The 3275-nt window shown below is 47.0% G+C and carries 2 protein-coding genes; both read left to right on the top strand.

Annotated elements, in window-relative coordinates:
• Positions 1 to 235 (top strand): hypothetical protein (locus KDK19_RS05810; protein WP_257274644.1); only part of this gene is annotated, 235 nt, incomplete at its 5' end.
• 365 nt (positions 236 to 600) lie between these two features.
• On the top strand, positions 601 to 3275 hold a 2675-nt coding region (locus KDK19_RS05815), incomplete at its 3' end, for a hypothetical protein (protein ID WP_257291533.1).

A 3275-nucleotide genomic window follows, 5' to 3' on the forward strand; every position in this document is an offset into this window, starting at 1 on the left:
TCAACACTATGGTGAAACCGATGAAGACTATGCAAACCGTGTTAAAGCCAACAACGCGATGTATGGCTGGACCCGGAACGAGCATTATCTTCAGTTCCGTGAACGACGTGATCGCACCATGGCAACGTATGAAAATGGCTGGGAGAAATATTTCAGGGAAATTATGCCCAAATGGTCTTTTTCCCATGCAGAAAGTATTCCTTACTTCTACACTTTTGGTGCCTTCCACGAGTAGCAGCAGGGCGATAGTAGAAAACGCCTGTTAATGACAAGAGGAATCTCCATCAATCAAGCTTTTTGACTGCCATCTCTGGCGACCAAATTAAAGCTGATGAGAAGTGGGACAAGTAGGAAAGCTATGGTGAATTAATCACGCAACAAACAACTAACATGATTACCAGACAGTTGACTAATGAAACACCAGTGCTGGCGTCAAGTGTAACCTTTCCTTCTGAGCCCACAGAGACTGCTCCGGTAGAAAAGCCTTGAAGCTACTCAGATAAGCAATTGACAGCCGTAAGCGATTAATAAGTCGCTTCCTCCCCCGGTGTGGCAATCGCTTTTCACAGTAATAAAAATACCCAGCCTCGAGGTAATACCATGACACATGCCCGCCCCAATGCATTAAGCCTTGCAGTAGCAGTTGCCATCAGCTCCTCCATCATGGCTACAGACGCACTGGCCGATCGCAAGCTGCAGACAAAATCTGTCGATATTTCGGGCAATGAACAGGTAGAGTTTACCCAGAGCGAGGTCATCGTTAAGCCAACTCTGGATGATGACTCGCAGCCAATACCTAAATCCTTTACCACTACCTATCCTGACCAGACCGAAGTCAGAGCAGGCTATGACATTCCTTCTGAAGGCTTCACAGACGTCCTTTCTGGCATCGAGGGTGGCGTTTCCAGTGTTGATCAGTTTGAAACAGACGAGAATGACGTTGCTCTGAAGTACACCAAAGTCCTGAAGGTAGGTAATGAAGGGGTCTTCAGGTTTACCCATAACCTTGCAGAAGAGAAACTGCTTATCGAAGTCAGAGACAGTATGACCCATCAGGATTCAATTGAGACTGTTTGCGCTCAATCAGGAGACACCTGGACATTAGAACCGTTTACTGGAATGGCCAGCCCCGTTAATCTGGTGGGAGTGCTGAAAGGTGCGAATAAAATAGCAGGAAAGCTTGGCGGAGCCGATAGCTATGTTGCCCTTGCCACCCTTGAGGTAGACAAGGTTGAAGTGAACGGGCGCACTTTCATGCGTTTTATCGCAGCAGGTGATCAGCCTCCTGAGTTAAAGCGACTGGGTCAATCGCTTTTTGTCAATGATGATGCGCTTTTCGCAGCGGCCACCTCTGCCTATACCCAGGTTCATGTTCTCGGGAAAGATCTACAACGGGGAGCTCTGGAGGATTTTTTGTCATACCATCAACCCGTCGGCTATGTTGTACACGTCGAGGATGAGACCCAGGCTTATGCTGTACCTGCTGGTTATCCAAAACTGGAAGTGACTGAGACTCCGGGAGATATTATTGTTTTCCGTGGTCAGAAACAGAACCCCACCGATATCGCTCTCGTTGAAGGGCTCCGTGACGTCTGGGAGGGGCATATCGGTTATGATCATAAGTACACGGCAAAGGTTAAAAAAGACAAAGTCAAAAGCTACCGGTACATCATTCGAAGCAGGCAGATGACGATACTGGAGGGTTTATCTGCAAAGCACGATGCCGGACTCGACATCGGTGAAGAATACGATGATAAGGTAGTAGAGCTTGCATTCTTTGAAAATCTTCAGCAGGCATTGGCCAGTGCTACTTCAGATGGAGCAGATGAAGTCGAATTCACAATGACACACGTCAGTTTCACTTCGCAGTACATCACGCCAACCTGGCTGCATATTCAACTGTTAAGACACTTCGGCTTCAAACCTGTTCTTAGAAATTTCCTGACTAACCGGCACCTTGTTCAGACTATTCACGAAGTTGCGCCCTTTCGCACCAATCCGTATGGCGGTGATTTTAATGATCCTTTTGATGATTCTTCCGGCCAGAACGAGGGCTTTGTGGCCAAAGTGATCGGCGACTTTGTCGGGCAGCTACTGGAGATAGAAAACCAGTTAGAGAACCTCAGGACAACAGAGGCATTGCTCGCAAAGCAAAATGAATTGACAGAGCACACACTGGCATCAGCCTCTCAAAGTATCAGGCAAAGCTTGAGAATGTCGGAACTTGCTCAAAAACTTATATCAATCACTGACCGGGAACAAGGTCAGCGTCAACAACCTGAGACAATTGCAGGTTCGGAAGAAGAAATTGATCGAAGACCAGCCCACCCCGAAACCATGCCTGAAGTACTTGAGAAACTGACTGCAGTGGAAAAAGCCCTAAAGATGGATGGACTCAATAGCAAGGACGATGTGTATCATCGTCGTAACGCCATTTCTGAGAACATTCACTCATACGCAACAAAAGCCATAGAAGAGGCAGAACAGGAGGCTCTGGATACACTGGAAAGAGTAGAAGAAATATTAGAAATCGAAGTTAACAAAGAGGATAACAAAGTAACAAGACTTAACAGAGTTCGCCATATATTTGACTGTGAAATCCCGGAATACATGCTTCGTGAGATGGAAGCTTTCATCTGGAAAATAGACATGGAGTGGAGCAACGACGAGAAAGCAAGAGCCTGGAACCTTCGAGATTTTCTTGACCTTTATGTCGACGACCCGCTACCGGATGCGCGTGTTTTAAGACAACAGGAAAGGATGCTTGAAGCTGTAGAAAACGAGCTGAACATCGACAAGAGTGAAAACCCTGCTGCTAAAGAAAGAGGCAAGGATACAGTTGCAGAACTGGCTTTAGTTCTGAAAGTAGAATTTGACAAAGGTACCAGCCTGAAGCACCAGAAGAATGCCCTAAAAAGCAAAATTCAGGCATTAGACAAAGAAGCAAACGACATCCATGGCAGTAAAGATTTCAGAAGAGAGAGAAACAATAAAATTGCTCGTCAACTCAACATTAACTGCGAGCGTTGTTTCAATGAGGAGGATAAGATCGGGCTCATTGAAGCAAAACTCCGGTGGCTGGATAGAGGCGTTGATATGGCGGGTCGGCCATACGTTGATGAGCGTATTGCCGCCATTGAGAATGAGCTTGACCGACAAATCGCCCGGGGATCTGAACCCCGATACATTCCTGAACCAGAGGTAGCCACTGACAAACCAGCCCTGGAGGCTACCGGGGAAGAGGTAGCCACTGACAAACCATCCCTGGAGGCTAC

Source organism: Endozoicomonas sp. ONNA1 (genome assembly GCF_024606325.1).
Taxonomy (GTDB): domain Bacteria; phylum Pseudomonadota; class Gammaproteobacteria; order Pseudomonadales; family Endozoicomonadaceae; genus Endozoicomonas_A.